Source organism: Rhodococcus sp. IEGM 1318 (genome assembly GCF_033142465.1).
In the GTDB taxonomy this organism is placed as follows: Bacteria; Actinomycetota; Actinomycetes; order Mycobacteriales; family Mycobacteriaceae; genus Rhodococcus_F; species Rhodococcus_F qingshengii_B.
In genome coordinates, this window is the sequence record NZ_JAWLSC010000002.1 from 190,813 (window position 1) to 207,656 (window position 16,844).

15 protein-coding genes and 1 pseudogene are annotated in these 16,844 nt (G+C 61.9%); 9 read left to right on the forward strand and 7 right to left on the reverse strand.

Annotated elements, in window-relative coordinates; all coding sequences use genetic code 11:
- Window positions 1-2: 2 nt before the first annotated feature.
- Window positions 3-869, reverse strand: a complete 867-nt coding sequence (locus R4P65_RS05120; RefSeq protein ID WP_317825687.1) for a response regulator transcription factor — start codon at window positions 867-869, stop codon at window positions 3-5.
- Between the two features lie 142 nt (window positions 870-1,011).
- Here R4P65_RS05120 and R4P65_RS05125 point away from each other — a divergent pair, with 142 nt between their 5' ends.
- Window positions 1,012-2,616 (forward strand): acyl--CoA ligase family protein, encoded by a 1,605-nt coding sequence (locus R4P65_RS05125; RefSeq protein ID WP_317825688.1) that lies wholly within the window; start codon window positions 1,012-1,014, stop codon window positions 2,614-2,616.
- 15 nt (window positions 2,617-2,631) lie between these two features.
- On the opposite strand, the gene R4P65_RS05130 is transcribed toward R4P65_RS05125, so the two are convergent.
- Window positions 2,632-3,999 carry a cytochrome P450 gene (locus tag R4P65_RS05130; protein WP_317825689.1) on the reverse strand — a complete coding sequence of 456 codons (1,368 nt, stop codon included), beginning with the start codon at window positions 3,997-3,999 and terminating at the stop codon, window positions 2,632-2,634.
- A gap of 90 nt (window positions 4,000-4,089) precedes the next feature.
- Here R4P65_RS05130 and R4P65_RS05135 point away from each other — a divergent pair, with 90 nt between their 5' ends.
- The 6 genes from R4P65_RS05135 to R4P65_RS05160 all read left to right on the forward strand — a co-directional run bounded on the left by R4P65_RS05135 (window position 4,090) and on the right by R4P65_RS05160 (window position 9,226).
- Window positions 4,090-4,710 carry a TetR/AcrR family transcriptional regulator gene (locus tag R4P65_RS05135; protein WP_317825690.1) on the forward strand — a complete coding sequence of 207 codons (621 nt, stop codon included), beginning with the start codon at window positions 4,090-4,092 and terminating at the stop codon, window positions 4,708-4,710.
- 72 nt (window positions 4,711-4,782) lie between these two features.
- Complete coding sequence (locus R4P65_RS05140) at window positions 4,783-5,475, forward strand: TetR family transcriptional regulator (RefSeq protein ID WP_317825691.1); 693 nt, start codon at window positions 4,783-4,785, stop codon at window positions 5,473-5,475.
- A 159-nt stretch (window positions 5,476-5,634) separates the two neighbouring features.
- Complete coding sequence (locus R4P65_RS05145; RefSeq protein ID WP_003939784.1) at window positions 5,635-6,792, forward strand: acyl-CoA dehydrogenase; 1,158 nt, start codon at window positions 5,635-5,637, stop codon at window positions 6,790-6,792.
- A gap of 92 nt (window positions 6,793-6,884) precedes the next feature.
- A complete protein-coding gene (locus tag R4P65_RS05150) occupies window positions 6,885-7,733 on the forward strand; it encodes a 3-hydroxybutyryl-CoA dehydrogenase (protein WP_317825692.1) in 849 nt (282 codons plus the stop codon).
- 164 nt (window positions 7,734-7,897) lie between these two features.
- Window positions 7,898-8,809: an oxygenase MpaB family protein gene (locus R4P65_RS05155; RefSeq protein WP_317825693.1), complete on the forward strand. Its 912-nt coding sequence runs from the start codon at window positions 7,898-7,900 to the stop codon at window positions 8,807-8,809.
- Between the two features lie 24 nt (window positions 8,810-8,833).
- Entirely contained in the window at window positions 8,834-9,226 is a 393-nt protein-coding gene (locus R4P65_RS05160; protein WP_317825694.1) for an RNA-binding S4 domain-containing protein, read from the forward strand.
- 18 nt (window positions 9,227-9,244) lie between these two features.
- Here the strand turns inward: R4P65_RS05160 and R4P65_RS05165 are convergent, their stop codons facing one another.
- The gene (locus R4P65_RS05165; RefSeq protein WP_317825695.1) at window positions 9,245-9,877 is read right to left on the reverse strand and encodes a GyrI-like domain-containing protein; all 633 of its coding nucleotides are present in this window, start codon (window positions 9,875-9,877) and stop codon (window positions 9,245-9,247) included.
- A 120-nt stretch (window positions 9,878-9,997) separates the two neighbouring features.
- On the opposite strand from R4P65_RS05165, the gene R4P65_RS05170 reads away from it, so the two are divergent.
- Window positions 9,998-11,182 (forward strand): metallophosphoesterase, encoded by a 1,185-nt coding sequence (locus R4P65_RS05170; RefSeq protein WP_317825696.1) that lies wholly within the window; start codon window positions 9,998-10,000, stop codon window positions 11,180-11,182.
- Between the two features lie 171 nt (window positions 11,183-11,353).
- On the opposite strand, the gene R4P65_RS05175 is transcribed toward R4P65_RS05170, so the two are convergent.
- From R4P65_RS05175 to htpG, 4 genes are all read right to left on the reverse strand, one after another.
- The gene (locus tag R4P65_RS05175) at window positions 11,354-12,271 is read right to left on the reverse strand and encodes a diacylglycerol kinase (protein WP_317551968.1); all 918 of its coding nucleotides are present in this window, start codon (window positions 12,269-12,271) and stop codon (window positions 11,354-11,356) included.
- A complete protein-coding gene (locus R4P65_RS05180) occupies window positions 12,268-13,848 on the reverse strand; it encodes an FAD-binding oxidoreductase (protein WP_317826127.1) in 1,581 nt (526 codons plus the stop codon). The genes R4P65_RS05175 and R4P65_RS05180 overlap by 4 nt, the downstream gene beginning before the upstream one ends.
- Before the next feature lie 91 nt (window positions 13,849-13,939).
- On the reverse strand, window positions 13,940-14,479 hold the full coding sequence (locus tag R4P65_RS05185) for a DinB family protein (RefSeq protein ID WP_317825697.1): 540 nt from the start codon (window positions 14,477-14,479) through the stop codon (window positions 13,940-13,942).
- A gap of 156 nt (window positions 14,480-14,635) precedes the next feature.
- Complete coding sequence (gene htpG, locus R4P65_RS05190; RefSeq protein ID WP_317825698.1) at window positions 14,636-16,564, reverse strand: molecular chaperone HtpG; 1,929 nt, start codon at window positions 16,562-16,564, stop codon at window positions 14,636-14,638.
- On the opposite strand from htpG, the pseudogene R4P65_RS33100 reads away from it, so the two are divergent.
- Window positions 16,522-16,803 (forward strand): annotated as a pseudogene (locus tag R4P65_RS33100) (ATP-binding protein); the annotation flags it as partial. The gene htpG and the pseudogene R4P65_RS33100 sit on opposite strands and share 43 nt — an antisense overlap.
- Window positions 16,804-16,844: the final 41 nt, after the last annotated feature.

The following is a 16,844-nucleotide window of genomic DNA, read 5'->3' on the forward strand; positions in this document are numbered from 1 at the left end:
CCTCACAGAATCAAACCCTGCCGCCGCGCTTCCACGACCGCTTCGTGACGACTGCGGACGTCGAGTTTTCCCATCAGATTCCGCATGTACGTCTTTATCGTTTCGACGCTCAGGGACAACCTCTCGGCGATCTCGGCATTCCGTAGTCCGAGAGCGACGTACCCCATCACCTCCCGCTCGCGTGGCGACAGGCCAACGACGTTCGCTGCTGCAGTGTTCGCGGAGGGAATAGGTGAGGCCAATGCCCGAAGCTTTGCCTCGACGGCGTGGACCTGCGCGCTGAGAGTCGTGTCCTCGAGGTTCGCCGCGATCTCGCCGAGTGCCAGTACGCTCTCGGTCAATCCCTCGGATATCTGGGCGTCGCGGTTCGAACCATGTTCCACGGCAGCGGTATCGAGCATCGCCACGCGCCGATCCACTTCGTCGCGGATCTCGAATTCGCGGGCCAACGCGTACGACGATCGCATCATCGTCTCGGCGATCACGTCGCCGATCGGCAGGTTGGCACGCAGTCCTCCGTATATCGCTCCGCGAGTAACCCCGCGTACGACGATCGGGACTGCCATCAAGGATTCGATCGCTTCGGCGCCCACTTCGTAGTCGTAGTCGTGAGTGATGTGCGACGAGTTCGCGTAGTCCTGGACCGCGCCCGGTCGTTGTTCTGCGATCGCCCGGCCACCGAGTCCGCATTCGGCGTCGATCTGCAGGTTTCGCAGGATGTTGCTGCGAGTGCCGACGTGGCCGGTGATGGTGAGCGACCGGTCGCTGACACAACCGCCGAACAGAACCGGCAACTCGGTCCGTGGATGTAGTCGACGCAGCTCGGCGCGCAACGCGTCGTCGTCGCTCGGCCTCAATACCCTGCTCACACGCACCTCCCGGCATCCCACATACCCAATTCAGAGGGTAGCGGCACCTGTGGCTGAGCAATAGCGTGCATCCAGACCATTTGTAGCGCCGATCACAATTACTGTGATCCGGCCGTCCCACGTCGCCCCTCCGGAGGAACCCGTGTCTGTACCGACAGCACTCGCAGCCAACAACACCCCGCTAAGTCCGCTGCGCTTTCTCGAACGCAGCGCTGCGGTGTTCCCCGATCGCACCGCCGTCGTTCACGGCGACCGGACCTACTCGTACCGAGAGTTCGGAGACGAGGTCGCATCGCTGGCCCGCGTACTTCGTGAACGCATTCAGCCCGGTGACCGCGTTGCATATCTGGCTCCGAACGTTCCCGAGATGCTGTTCGCGCATTTTGCCGTCCCACTCGCCGGCGGAGTCCTGATCGCCCTGAACTCACGCCTCGCTGGTCCCGAACTCGAGTACATTCTCGATCACTCGGGAACCACGATCCTGTTCGTCGACTCCGAATTCGTCGGTTCGGTCACCTCGTCCAAGACAAACGTGGCGAGCCTGCGCGAGATCATCGAGATCCCGGACTCCACCGTCCCGTATCCGGACGTTCCCGCCGGAATCGTCACCGGGCAATACGCCGATCTGATTGCCGAAGGCGAAGCACTCGCCGACCAGCAACTGCACTGGGGCGTCGACGACGAGCAGCAGTGCATCGCGATCAACTACACTTCGGGCACCACCGGAAAGCCCAAGGGCGTCATGTACTCCCACCGCGGGGCATACCTGAACTCGCTCGGCGAGACCTTCCACAACGGGTTCGACGGATCGACGAAGTACCTGTGGACACTTCCGATGTTCCACTGCAACGGGTGGTGCACACCGTGGGCCGTCACTCAGGCTGCGGGCACACACATCTGCCTGCGTGCGGTCCGCGCCGACGCGATCTGGGACGCCATCGACAATCTGGGCGTGACGCATCTGTGCGGCGCCCCCACCGTCTGCTCGACCATCGCCGATGCCGAGCAGGCCCACAAGGTCGACGCCCTGCGCATCACCACCGCCGGCGCTCCCCCGTCGCCGACGATCATCGGAAAGCTCGAAGACATCGGCGTCACCGTCGTCCACGTGTACGGGCTCACCGAGGTCTACGGGCCGTACACGATCTGCGAGTACCAGGAAGCCTGGGACGACAAGCCTCAGTCCGAGCGCGCCGCACTTCTCTCCCGCCAGGGAGTCGGCATGGTGCAGGCTGAGAATGCTCGCGTTGTCGATGCCGAGATGAACGACGTTCCCGCTGATGGCCGGACGATGGGTGAGATCGTGCTCCGCGGCAACAACGTGATGCTGGGGTACTACCGCGACGAGGCCGCGACTGCCGAAGCGTTTGCCGGTGGCTGGTTCCATTCCGGGGATCTCGGCGTCATGCATTCCGACGGCTACATCCAGCTCAAGGACCGCGCGAAGGACATCATCATCTCGGGCGGCGAGAACATCTCCACCGTCGAGGTGGAGCAGGCGATCATGAGCCACCCCGCCGTGATCGACGTGGCAGTCGTCGGCGTTCCGGACGAGAAGTGGGGCGAGCGTCCGAAAGCATTCGTGGTGCTGGGCAAAGGGTTACAGGCTTCCGCAGAAGACATCGTGGAGCACACCCGCACCTTGCTGGCCGGGTACAAGATTCCCCGCGACATCGTCTTCCCCCTCGACCTTCCTCGCACCCCGACCGGCAAGGTCCTCAAGTTCGAACTGCGGGCGTCGAAGTAGCTCGGCCGTAGAAGCTCAGCGCACCGGAGTGGAACGCCGACGCAGATCGACAGGTTGACCGTCGGAGGGGAACGGTAAGGACGTGAAGTCGAGCGGGGCGACGTAATCGGCGTCGACGTTCCAGTCGAAGCGCAGGAGGAGGTGATGCATGATTGCTTTGATCTCGGCGCCGGCGAAGTGCATTCCGAGACATTTGTGCACTCCACCGCCGAACGGCTCCCACGCGTATCGATGAACCTTGTCTTCGCGTCGATTCTCGGCGAAGCGCTCGGGATCGAAACGCTCGGGATCAGGCCAGTACTGCGACATGTGGTGTGTGAAATGAGGGGCGACGGCGGCATACGTTCCAGCCGGTACGAAGCGACCCCGCACTTGGGTGTCGCGGACCGCTCGCCGCGCCATGACCGGTACGGGAGAGACGAGTCGGAGGCATTCCTTCATCACCAGATCAAGACTGCTCAGCCCGTCGAGATCTGCATAACTCGGCATCGAGGTCCCCAGAGCAAGCGATTCTGTCCGGCACTTGTCCTGCCACGTTGGGTGCTGACCCAGGTATTGCATCATCGTGGAAAGGGTGATGGTCGAGGTATCGTGTGCGGCCATCAGGAGGAAGATCATGTGGTCGATCACTTCGTCGTCACTGAAGCGTTGTCCCGCTTCGGATTCGATGTGACAGAGCACGGAGAACAGGTCATCGGTTTCGAGATCTCGACGCGCCGGCAGGTAACGGCGGAAGAAGTCTTCCAGGACCCGGCGGCCGTCGAGCCCTCGCTTCCATCGCGTCCCCGGCACGCGGTAGCGAACCAGAGACGTTGCTGCCTGGACACAATCGACGAAAGCCTTCTTCACCGAAGATATTTCGCTCTCGGTGCTTCCTTCCGCCCCGCCCATGAAAATGTCGGTGGCGAGATCGAGGGTCAGTGTCTTCAGCGCCGTATAGGCACGGAATCCGTCAGCGGGAGACCATGCGTCGAGCGCCGAGTCGATTGCCGGGTTGAGAACGTCGACAGACTTCTCGAGTCGTGATCGAGTGAACGCCTGCTGCATGATTCGACGGTGTCGTAGATGTTCTTCGGAATCGAGCAGCATCAACCCACCGTGAAAGAAGGGGCCGATCAGCACCGACCAGCCGTCGCTGTTGACGAAAGCCCGATCTTTGTTCTGCAGCACCTCCTGACACGCGTCAGGCCCGAGTACAGCGATCCATCGCCGACCGACCATGGAGAACCAGGACACCTCGCCGAATCGATCCCAGTTCTCCTGCATCAGAGCGAGTGGATCGCGAATGTATGCCAGCGCATGCCCGACCAGGGGCAGCCCGGAACGACCCGAAATCGGGTGCAGCGGCGAGTTCATCGGGGGACGAGCCAGGATCTTGGGCACTGCGACCTCTACTCTCGCTCAATCTGACAGTGGCTCCTGTCAGATTGACAGTAGTCTGCGTCACACTGATGCCTCTGTCAATATCGACCTATGACTCCTCCTACCTCGCGTCGATATGCCGGCCTGAGCGGCGATCAGCGCTCGGCACTGCGGCGCGAGAGCTTGCTCGAGGCAGGGATGGAAATATTCGCGGCCGCAGGCAATCGCGGCGCCACGATGACCGCTATCTGCGCTCAGGCAAAGTTGACGGAACGATACTTTTACGAAAGTTTCTCCAGCAGAGACGAATTGCTGGAAAAGATCCTGGACAGGATTGCCGACGAAGTCCGCGACGCCGGCCTGGCCGCACTGCGAGCGAGCGACGGGACGCTCGAGCAGCGCGTACGAGATGCCATCGCGTCGTTTGTCACCATCCTCACCGACGATCCCCGCAAGGGCCGTGTAGCAATGATCGAATCCGCTGCATACGAACCCCTTCGTACACACCGACGTGCAGTACTGCACGGCTTCGCTCAGATGGTCGCGGACGAAGCCACACGAATGTACGGCGACCGAGCGTGGCCACCTCGTCAAGGTCAGATCAACGGACTGCTCTTTGTAGGCGGCCTCGCCGAGCTGGTCACCGCTTGGTTGAACGAGGAGATCGCTATCTCCCCCAAGGAGATCGTCGAGGCGGCAACCTACCAATTCACATCCACCGCACACCGTTGAGACAGGACTGCCCGGCACCTCGATCCTGCCCGTCACACCGGGATGGTCCCCACAGGCGCAATACTTGTCCCCATGAGTGAACGCGCAGACTTGCCCGGAACTGACCCCGCACACTTTCGGGTGCACGTCGCGTCTCAAGCGATTCGATTGTTCTCGGAGAACGGGTACGAAGCCACCACAGTCGAGCAGATCGCCGCTGCCGCCGGCGTCTCGCGTCGGACGTTCTTCCGACAGTTCCGATCCAAGGAAGACGTGATCTTCGCCGATCACGAATCCCTCCTCGAACACGTAGCCGAGTTCCTGGCGTCCGAATCCGCCGACCCCTGGGCGTCCGTGTGCGAGGCAGCCGGACTCGTCTTCGATTTCTTCCGACGCAACCGTGACCTGTCGATGCGGCGATACCGCGTCGTACAGCATGTCCCGGCTCTACGCGACCGCGAGCTGGTCACCGGATTCCGCTACGAGCGCCTCTTCGTCGACTACTTGCGCAGCGCTGTTCCCCGCGAACCCGTCCTCGAGGTTGTCGGTTTTGCCGCAGCTGTCACCGCGTGCCACAACTACCTCTTGCGAAGCATGATCAAGGGCGACGAGGACGCCACAGCCGAAGCGCTGAGCCAGGCGCTTCTCGACGTTCGGCGGACGTACGGCGTGGCCCCCGGGTCCAAGACCAGCACGCCAGAATCGAAGTCTGTGCTGGTAGTAGCGTTCACCCCGGGCACTCCCGCCGAGGAGATCAGCAGAAAGATCCACGAACAACTCGGCTGACACTCTTCGTGCACCGAAACTTCACACGCCCATCCCTTGACCTGGCACTCAGTGCCGTGTTTGACTGGGGTCATTGGCACCGGTCTGTCCGCGAATCTCGCTGGTAACGCCGGAGCCACACCGACCGCCTTCAAGCCACCTTCACCAAGGAGCGTTCCCATGGCAGGAAACCCGGATTTCAATCTCTTCGCACTGAACGAAGAGCACGACGAACTGCGGGCCGCTATCCGCGGACTCTCCGAGAAGGAAATCGCGCCGTACGCCAAGGACGTCGACGAGAACGCACGGTTCCCCGAGGAAGCTCTCACCGCCCTCAACGCGTCGGGCTTCAACGCCATCCACGTCCCCGAGGCTTACGACGGCCAGGGCGCCGATTCCGTCGCCACCTGCATCGTCATCGAGGAAGTTGCCCGCGTCTGCGGTTCCTCCTCGCTGATCCCCGCCGTGAACAAGCTCGGCACCATGGGCCTGATCCTCAAGGGTTCCGAAGAGCTCAAGTCCAAGGTTCTCCCGGACCTCGTCAACGGCGGAATGGCGTCGTACGCACTGTCCGAGCGTGAAGCCGGATCCGACGCTGCCTCGATGCGTACCCGCGCAAAGGCTGACGGCGACGACTGGATCCTCAACGGCTCCAAGTGCTGGATCACCAACGGCGGCAAGTCCACCTGGTACACCGTCATGGCTGTCACCGATCCCGACAAGGGTGCCAACGGCATCTCCTCCTTCATGGTCCACAAGGACGACGAGGGCTTTGTCGTCGGACCGAAGGAAAAGAAGCTCGGTATCAAGGGCTCCCCCACCGCCGAGCTGTACTTCGAGAACTGCCGCATCCCCGGCGACCGCATCATCGGCGAACCTGGCACCGGCTTCAAGACGGCTCTCGAGACCCTCGACCACACGCGTCCCACCATCGGCGCACAGGCCGTCGGCCTGGCCCAGGGCGCACTCGACGCCGCACTGGCATACACCAAGGACCGTAAGCAGTTCGGCAAGTCCATCAGCGACTTCCAGGCTGTTCAGTTCATGCTCGCCGACATGGCGATGAAGGTCGAAGCCGCACGTCTGATGGTCTACACCTCCGCTGCCCGCGCCGAGCGCGGCGAGAAGAACCTCGGCTTCATCTCCGCTGCCGCCAAGTGCTTCGCTTCGGACGTTGCCATGGAGGTCACCACCGACGCCGTGCAACTGTTCGGTGGCGCCGGCTACACCACCGACTTCCCGGTCGAGCGCATGATGCGCGACGCCAAGATCACGCAGATCTACGAAGGCACCAATCAGATTCAGCGCGTCGTGATGTCGCGTGCGCTACTGAAGTAGGGCCTCCGGCCCCGTGCGCGGTTAAGCAGTCCATAGACTCCTTAACCGCGCACGGGGGCTTGCCCCCTGTCTGAAGAATCTTGAGGAGAATCGTGGAACTTGTAGGCGTAATCGGCGGCGGCACCATGGGTGCCGGTATTGCCGAAGTTTGTGCAAAAGCCGGTAGCTCGGTACTGGTGCTCGAAACCAAAGAAGAATTTGCGGCCGCCGCTCGCGAGCGGATCGCCAAGTCGATCAACCGCGGCGTAGCCAAGGGCAAGATCACCCAGGAAGACGCCGACGCCGCCATCGCACGCGTTCGCGTCACCCTGGACATCGAAGAGTTCGCCGATCGCGATCTGGTGATCGAGGCGGCTCCCGAGATCGAAGCTCTCAAGTACGAGATCTTCGGAAAGCTCGACAAGATCGTCAAGCCTGCAGGCATTCTGGCGACCAACACCTCGTCGATCCCCGTCATCAAGATCGCCAAGGCCACCTCGCGCCCCGGCCAGGTTGTGGGCGTTCACTTCTTCAACCCCGTGCCGGTCATGCCGCTCGTGGAGATCGTGGTAAGCCTCACGACGTCCGAAGAGACCGTCCTCGCCGTCACCGACTACGCAAAGAACACCCTGCGTAAGAAGACGGTTCGCGCGGGCGACCGTTCGGGCTTCATCGTCAACGCTCTGCTCATCCCGTACCTGTGCCAGGCCGTCCGGATGCTCGAATCCGGTTACGCCACAGCAGAAGATATCGACGAGGCAATGAAGGGTGGCTGCGGCTACCCGATGGGCCCACTGACGCTCCTCGACACCGTCGGTCTCGACATCGCTCTCGCAGCGGCGGAATCTCTGTACGCGGAATTCGCAGAACCGCACTACGCTCCGCCCGCACTGCTTCGCCGCATGGTCGACGCCGGTCGCCTCGGCAAGAAGACCGGTCACGGCTTCTACGAATACGCCTGAGTCCGACCGCTTCACTCTTCCGGCCCCTCACCTGTTGCAGGTGAGGGGCCGGAGTTGTTCTCGGGCAGATCTTGCCGAATCCATTGACAAATTCGCGTGGTGCAGCAAAAGTCATCGTGTGACAACAGCCGTTGTCACACGAGCGCAGACGGAGGGCCAACCAAATGAGCAGCGATGCGGACACCGGCACTCGTCGGCCGATGCCCGGGGAAGTACCGAAGCCCCGGGAACTACAGGAGCCTCGGAAACTACGAGCCGATCCGATCGGCCCCGGTTCCCTGACGTGGACGCACTTCGGCGACATTCGCGGCCTACTGTATCTCGGACGCGCAGGCACGCTGCAGAACATGCACCCCGCGGTAAGTGGAGCACTGCAAGATCATTCGAACTTCTTCGACAACCCGCTCGACCGCCTGTTCCGCTCACTGCCTCCCATCTACGGCGTCGTGTACGACCGGACCGAAGAGGGCACAGGCGCAGTAGTCCGCAACTTCCACACCGAACTCAAAGGGATCGACGAAACCGGTGGGCGATACCACGCTCTGGCACCCGACACCTTCTGGTGGACACACGTCACGTTCTTCGAGGTGATTCTCGATTTCAACGAGCGATTCGCGTACAAGAAGTTCACACCGGAGCAGAAGGACCAGCTTGTCCGTGAGGCCGTAACCTGGTGGCGCTGTTACGGCCTCTCCGATCGACCGGCTTTCGACGACTACGCCAGCTTCCGCACGTATTGGGAAGACATGCTCGACAACCATCTGATCAACACCCACACCACAAAATGGTCGACGCGCATCGCCGAACACGACATCGCACCGGCTCCGAAGGTTCCGACGTGGCTGTGGCGTCTCACCTCACGCCCCACGATGGCCGTGGCGGACTGGATCAGCAAGGCACTGATGCCGGAGAAGGCGCGCGAAACCCTCGGATGGGAATGGACGCCGCGCGACGAACGAATGTACTTCTGGTTCGCCCGCTTCCTGACACTGACCGATCGGTTCTGGCATCTACTTCCCCGACGTCTGCAGTACGCACCGCGCGCATACTCGGGTATCCGCACACAGGATCTTTGAGTCTGCATCGGTAGGCTGGAGAGCGTGCCAGCCCAACTTCCCTCCGACGCGATCAGTGTCCGCGTGGACAGCTGGACGTGGGCCGTTCGACTATTCAAGACACGCTCGCAGGCGGCGACCGCATGCCGATCAGGACATGTTCGGGTCAACGGAACGTCGGCAAAAGCGGCTCAGCAGGTGAAAGCCGGCGACGAGGTACGGGTGCGTGTATCCGGCATCGAGCGCATCGTCGTAGTAGTCAAGCCGATCACGAAACGAGTCAGCGCCGTACTGGCCGCCGATTGCCTGCAGGATAATTCACCACCCCCACCGCCTCCCGAACTGATCGCGTCCATCCCGCGACGTGATCGCGGCGCCGGCAGACCGACCAAGCGTGAGCGACGCGACCTCGAGAATTTGCGCGGCCTCGAGCCCTAATCACCACCTCGAACGCAGTCACGACCTCGAAACAGGCTGACGCAGAACCGTCTTCAGTTTCTCGGGCGGCGTCCGGCGAGCGTCGCTGAGGTAGATCTCGTGATGATCGCCGTTGAAGCTCAGGCCGTTCGACGGGATGAACGTGTTGTGAAGCCGGTCCAGGGTGGGAGCTTCGTCGTCGTACGAGCCGACGTGAAGAATCTGGGCGGACAGGCCTTCCTCCAACTCGAGAAACCTGACCTTGTCGAGAGCGGCAATGTCCTTCTTGGCCCGGACTGCCTTGGCCCGGACTGCGTCAATCGACGCAGACAGTTCGGTCTCCGTGATCCACTCCGGTTGCGAGATCATCATCGTCCAATCCCACGACGCCTTGTCCCGCGTCACGAACACCTCGGGGTCATCTGCCCGCCACAACCCTTCCAGCGGGCCAACGACGAAGTCGCGATCCAGTTCCTTCTTGCTCGCGAATTTGGTCGCGTAGGACACCGAATACAGCGATTCGAGCGCCTCGGAGTACTCGGAGGCAGTGTTGGGATCGCCGTGACCGTCGACGGCGAAGTAGCCGAAGCGCGGGACAGTCACGAAGGCAAAATCGCGACGGCCGGGCGAATAGAGATCCTTGTAGGCCTTTTTGACGTCGTACTTCTCCATGTGCCACCCACCTGAGCTCGGACCAAGTTCAACATCAGGAAACTAGCCGAAGACACCGACAAGCGAATAGCGGACCGGCGTCCACTTGTTAATAGAAAGTGGACCTTTACTCTGGACGGAGTGACTACACCCCAGGCGACCGACGTCGTCCAAGCTCCGCACCGCAGCCCGTTGCGGATCGTAGCCATTTCCGCGATTGTCGCGTCGATCTTGGCCCTACTGTTCGTGTACCCCTGGTGGAGTTTGTTCATCCGGCCGGACTGGCCGACGGCTGTCACAGTGTTCGGCACCGTTCTGTTTGCCGCCCTCCTGATCACCCTGCCTGCCTCGATGGTGATCAGCCATGGCCACACCGATCGTGATCCCATTCGCATGGTCGGCGATGCGCTCCTCGGAATCGTCTGGGTCGTGTTCGTGTGGACGCTGCTCGGCGAAGTCCTGCGACTCGGACTCCTCTTCGGGGGCGTGGAGGATCCGCTTCGGTCGAGAATTGTCGCCGTTGCGGCGCTGATCATCTCGGCCGTTCTGCTGGTCTGGGGCTATCGGGAAGCCCTGCGGCTGCCACGGGTCAAGCACGTCGACGTCACCATCCCTCGCCTCGGTGCGGGGATGGACAAGCTTCGGGTAGTCGCAATTACCGACACCCATTTCGGGCCGATCAATCGCGAGAAGTGGTCCGCGCGCGTCATCGCGGCAGTCAACGAACTCGATGCCGACATCGTGGCCCACGTCGGTGACATTGCCGACGGAACGGTGGAGCAGCGCCTCGGCCAAACCACCCCACTCGCGTCGGTGGAAGCCAGACTCGCTCGTGTCTACGTCACCGGCAATCACGAGTACTTCCACGAGGCTCAGGAGTGGCTCGACTACATGACCTCGATCGGCTGGGATGCCCTGCACAACCGGCACCTCGTCGTCGCCAAGGGCGGTGACAACCTGGTCATCGCCGGAGTCGACGACGCCACCGCTCTGGGATCGAAACTCGACGGGCACGGCGCGAACTTCGATATGGCCCTTGCCGGCACCGACCCCGAATTGCCGATCCTGATGCTCGCCCATCAACCGAAGCAGGTAACCCAGTCCGCTTCCGCGGGAGTGGATCTGCAGCTCGCCGGTCATACACACGGCGGACAGATCTGGCCTTTCAACCTTCTGGTCAAACTCGATCAACCGTCGGTGCACGGGCTCACCCGTCACGGCGACCGCACGCAGTTGTACACAAGCAACGGGACCGGGTTCTGGGGTCCACCATTCCGAGTGTTCGCACCGAGCGAGATCACCGTCCTGACGCTGCACAGCGCCTGAACTGCTCAGACCTTCACGCCGGCCGACTGCGAACATGTCGGCAGCAGGAGGATGTCGGTGATGAGCTGCCATCGATCCGACGTCCACGCAGTGCGGCGGTGCACCGACTTCGTCGATTCGTTCATCCGAGAAGTCTGACACCACCGCTACCGCGTGACCGGCAGAACCGACTCAGATTCGCGTGTGCGTCAAGATGTTGAGCGCAGTGGGAACTGCCTCGATCGTGATCGGCAACGGCCCCACCCGATCGCCGTCCGCGTAAGCGATGATGCCCTCGGAGACCAACCGGACCTTCTTCGATCGGTACGTCTGCACCGCATCCAAGGAAATGTGAGTTCCCTTGTACACCCGCGGAAACAGGCGCACCAGACGAAGCCTCGAACCATGCCCGACGACGGTCAGATCCAACAACCCGTCCGACTTCGACGCGCCTGGAGTGATGAGCATGCCGCCGCCGTACGAGCGGCCGTTGCCCACAGCCACGAGCGTCGCGTCCACCGTGATGACCTCGTCGTCGAGTTCGATCCGGTACGGCAACGGCTTCATCTTCGCCAACTCGGCGAGCATTGCAAGGTTGTAGCGCATCGGCCCTTTGGGCCAGGACATCCGATTGGCCCGCTCGCTGACCAGCGAGTCGAATCCGCTGGCGATGATGGTTCCCGACCAGACGACGGAACCGTCGGCCAGCGTGATCTTCGCCAGATCTGACTGCTGCACGACACCATCTGCGATCACATCGGCTGCTGCTTCGGGATCGCCTGTGGGAATACCGAACTCACGGGCGTGATCGTTGCCGGTGCCTGCCGGGATGAGCCCGATGGGCGTATCAGTCAACGCGGCGGCCTGCAGTCCGATACTGATGGCACCGTCGCCGCCGACAACCACGAGTGCGTCGGTACCCTCCTCGATCGCACGACGCGCCAACTTCTTGGCGTCGTCGGCGTCCGTTCCGATGATCTCGGTGACGGCAACTCCCCGAGCACGCAGCCGCGCAACACCTTTGCGTCCTGCCGCAGGCGCGTGACCATGTCCCGCCATCGGATTGATCAGGACGGTAACCTTCTCGATCTGACTGCGGGTTTCGGTCACGGAATCAGCTTTCCAGGATTGAGGATGCCGGCAGGGTCCACTGCATTCTTTACCGCGCGAAGGATGTTCGCGCCCAATTCACCGATCTCGTCCTTCATCCACGGGCGGTGATCAGCGCCGACGGCGTGGTGATGGGTGATCGTGCCACCGGCCGCGATGATCGCATCGCCCGCGGCAGTCTTCGCCTTGTGCCACTGAGCGATCGGATCCTCGGTCTGCGCGCTGACCACGGTGAAGTACAACGAAGCGCCGGTCTTGTACGTGTGCGAAATGTGGCACATCACGAGCGGCTGAGTACCCTGCTCGACGAGAGCCTTCGTCAGTGCATCGGTGACCGAGGTGCGCAGATTCGCGAGGTTACCCCAGGTGGTTGCCGTCTCGAGGGTTTCGCACAGAGCTCCGACGTCGAGCAAGGCGTCACGCAGATACGGTGCATCGAATCGTCCATGTTCCCAACTGTTTCCGGGCTCTTCGCCGAGCGACATTCCGCCGTGTGCGGTGAGAATCGCGCGGGCCTCTGCCATCCGCTCAGCGGTGTGCGAAGCTGTGCCCTCGTAGGTGGTGATGCCGAGGCACCCACCGGTGAAGGCGTTCTCGCCGATCTTGTCGGTGGTCGCCAGATTCACGCCACTCTCGGCCTCGTCGGACAACCGCAGTACGGTCGGAGCCGATCCTTCCTGGACAAGCTCACGCAATGCTGCTGCGCCGGTGGCAAAGTCGGGGAAGCTCCATCCCTCGCGCACGGTGGTCTCGGGCAGGCGGTGAACCCGCACACGCACGTGCGTGATGACGCCGAAGGTGCCCTCGGAGCCGACAAAGAGCTCACCCAGGTCGGGGCCGGCGGCGGATGCCGGCGCGCGCCCGGTCTCGACCACACCACTCGGGGTGACGACGGTGAGGCCCTGGACCATGTCCTCGAAGCGTCCGTATCCAGCCGACGCCTGTCCCGACGATCGGGTAGCGGCAAACCCGCCCAGAGTGGCGAACAGGAAGCTCTGCGGAAAGTGCCCGACCGAGAAGCCGTACTCACGCAGTAGCTCCTCGGCGCGTGGGCCGGTGGTTCCGCCGCCGAACGTCGCGATGCCCGACTCCTCATCCAACCCGACGAGTTGATCGAACCGACGCAGATCGAGAGAAAGAACTGCGTCGAACCCGGCGCGGATGGGATCGAGCCCGCCGACGACGCTGGTGCCACCACCGAACGGGACCACTGCGATCCGGTTGGCAGAGCAGTATCGGAGAACCTGCTCGACCTCTGCGTCCGCCCCTGGAGTGACGATTGCGTCGGGGGCATCCTGCGGCTCGGCGCTACGACGGCGAAGCAGATCCGGGGTGCTCTTACCTCCCGCTCGAAGGATTCGATCCGAATCCTCGGTGCTGACGTACTCGGCCCCGACGAGCTCTGCCAACGCCTTGACGTGCGACTGCGCCAGGGAGGACGGCATCACCTGAACGTCTTCGATGGCGAGACGCGATCGAGTCGGTGCGGAGACGCCGAGAAATCCGGTCAACAAGGATGTGACTGCGTCCGACAGTTCACGCTTCTTGGCCGGATCGCCCCAGGCGTCCCACTGCATCGGCGGTTGCAAGGCAGACTTTTCGGTGCTCATAGACACTAGTGTTACATATTTATGTGATGTGTAAACATCAAGTCCGTCAACCCGACGATCAACCCATCGTCTTGGATCCGTCGATGGCTTCACGAAGCATGTCTGCATGGCCCGCATGCTGGGCCGTCTCGGCGATGATATGCAGCAACGCGCGCCGCGCTGACCAGCGAGCCCCTGCCTCGAACCACGGCGCCGACGGCAGTGGATGCGAGATGTCGAGACTGTCCAGCGAGACCACCAACTCGTCGGTCCGGGCCGCGATCCGCTCGTACTCGGAAACGATGCTTGCCAAGGTTTCGCCCTCGCCCATGGCGAATTCGTTCGCCCGTTCCTGTTGCATCTCTTCCGACCACTGGGTCGGGTCGAAGTCCCCACCAAGTCCGGCCGGCCCTTCCAGGATGAAGTCGACCCATCCCTTCTCCGCCTGACCCACATGCTTGATCAATCCACCGAGGCACAGTTCGCTGACGGTCGGCCTCGAAGCAGCCTGCTCGTCGGTGAGATCCTTGACGGTGAAGAGAAGGAATTCACGATGCCGACGCAGGCTCTGGAGGAAATCCGCGCGCTCGCCGGTGACGGTGGTGGTCGGTGCGTTCATGATGTTTTTCCTTCGCTCGTCGGTTCGTGCCCTGTGAGAACTACGTTAGAAGGCATTGCGGACAGAAACGGTCCTCAATAGAAGGCGTTCAAGAAAAAACTCCCGGCACCCACCGATGAAGGTGGATGCCGGGAGTTCGAACGAGCTACGACGAGATCAGACTGTGCGAGCCAAACGATCGGCCAGCAGACGCGTGAAGTGCGCCGGGTCGCTCAGCTCGCCGCCCTCGGCAAGCAACGCCATACCGTAGAGAAGCTGAGCGGTTTCCTTCAGGTTCTCTGCATTGTCGTTGGCGGCCTGAGCCTCCCGCAGACCCGAGACCAGCGGGTGTGCCGGGTTGAGCTCGAGGATGCGCTTGCTGTGCGGAACAGGCTGACCCGAAGCCTTGTACATCTTCTCGAGTGTCGGCGACATACTGAACGCGTCGCCGACGATGCAGGCAGCCGACGTGGTCAGGCGCGTCGAGAGACGCGTTTCCTTGATGTCGTCGGACAGGGTTTCGGTCAGCCACGTCAGCAGCGCGCCGAATTCCTTTTCCTTCTCTTCGCGCTCGGCCTCGGCCGCCTTCTTCTCGTCCTCGGTGTCCAGGTCGACCTCGCCCTTGGCGATCGACTGGAAGGTCTTACCGTCGAAGTCCGAGACAGCGTCGACCCACATCTCGTCCACGGGGTCGGTGAGTACGAGAACCTCGAGGCCCTTGGCTTTGAAAGCCTCCATGTGCGGGGAGCTTTCGATGAGGTGACGAGATTCGCCGGTCATGAAGTAGATCTGTTCCTGACCGTCCTTCATACGCTCCACGTACTCGGCGAGAGTGGTCACGCCCTCTTCACTGTTGGTCGAGGCGAAGGACGAGACGTCGAGCAGCGTCTTACGGTTGTCGGCATCGGCCATCAGGCCTTCCTTGAGCGCACGTCCGAACTCGGTCCAGAAGGTCGAGTACTTCTCCGGCTCGTTCGCCTTCATGTCCTTGATGGTCGAGAGGACCTTCTTGGTCAGACGACGACGGATGGCAGCGATCTGCCGATCCTGCTGCAGAATTTCACGAGAGACGTTGAGCGAGAGGTCTTGTGCGTCGACCACACCCTTTACGAATCGCAGGTAATCCGGCACCAATTCTTCGCAGTCGTCCATGATGAAGACGCGCTTGACGTAGAGATGGATGCCGGCCTTGCGCTCACGCATGAAGAGATCGAACGGCGCCGTCGACGGAATGAACAGCAGCGCTTGGTATTCGAAAGTACCTTCGGCCTTCATCGGGATGATCTCGAGAGGCTCGTCCCAGGCGTGGCTGACGTGCTTGTAGAACTCCTTGTACTCGTCCTCGGACACCTCGTCCTTCGAACGAGTCCACAGAGCCTTCATCGAGTTGATCGTCTCGGTCTCGATAGTGACCTCGGGCTCCTCGCCCTCGGCCGGCGTCGACGTACGAGCGACATCCATACGGATAGGCCACGCGATGAAGTCGGAGTACTTCTTGACCAGTTCCTTGATCTTCCATTCCGACGTGTAGTCGTGCAGGCCGTTCTCGGAATCCTCGGGCATCAGGTGCAGGGTCACGGAGCTACCCTGCGGTGCCTCGTTCACATGCTCGAGCGTGTACGTGCCCTCGCCGGTCGATTCCCAGCGCGTCGCGTGATCTTCACCGGCGCGGCGGGTCAGCAGCGTGACCTTGTCCGCAACCATGAACGTGGAGTAGAAGCCGATGCCGAACTGACCGATCAGTTCTTCGGATGCCGCTGCATCCTTGGCTTCCTTGAGCTTGCGACGGACCTCGGCGGTGCCGGACTTGGCGAGCGTGCCGATCAGGTCGACGACCTCGTCACGCGACATGCCGATGCCGTTGTCGCGGATGGTCAGGGTGCGTGCTGCCTTGTCGATGTCGATCTCGATATGCAGATCGGAGACGTCGACGTTGAGGTCTTTGTCCTGGTAAGACTCGAGGCGGAGCTTGTCCAGCGCGTCCGAAGCGTTGGAGATCAACTCACGAAGGAAGCTGTCCTTGTTCGTATAGATTGAATGAACCATCAGATCCAGCAGCTGACGTGTTTCTGCTTGGAACTCGAGCTGCTCGGTATGCGCGGTCACTTCGATCCCTTTCTCTTCTCGGACTGATCACAGGGATTTTACTCGACCTCGAATACCAGGGGTCGGCCCCCGCACGGACAAGGGGAGGGCACGCGAACCTGTTTGTCCAGCTGGTCTCGAGTCGCTACGAGCATGCCTCACTTGTTCTGACCTCGAATCTGCCGGTCGTCCGGTGGGGTGACGCGTTCGGCGATCGGGCAGTCGCTGCCACGATGATCGACCGAATCGTCCATCACACAGAGGTATTGACGTTGAAGGGTTTTGACGTTGAAGGGGTGAG